Genomic DNA, 249 nt, shown 5'->3' on the forward strand with positions numbered 1-249 from the left:
ATCCGACTGCGACAGTGGTGGTGAATGTAGATGGCACTGACTACCCGGCAGTAAACAATGGTGATGGCACCTGGACGCTTGCAGACAATAGCTTGCCTGTACTGACTGATGGTCCACACACCATTACTGTGACTGCAACAGATGCAGCAGGTAATGTCGGTACAGACACCGCTGTGGTGACGATTGATACGGTTGCACCAAATGCACCGGTACTTGATCCGATCAATGCCACTGACCCAGTGAGCGGTA

Annotated in this window: 1 protein-coding gene; it reads left to right on the plus strand. The window is 52.2% G+C overall.

What is annotated here, in order from left to right; genetic code table 11:
- Nucleotides 1–249, plus strand: a 249-nt coding sequence (locus HL290_RS18505; RefSeq protein ID WP_227602339.1) for an Ig-like domain-containing protein, incomplete at both ends; no start/stop codon positions are given.

Origin of the sequence: Acinetobacter sp. AC1-2 (assembly GCF_016124155.1) — a bacterium.
GTDB lineage: Bacteria > Pseudomonadota > Gammaproteobacteria > Pseudomonadales > Moraxellaceae > Acinetobacter > Acinetobacter calcoaceticus.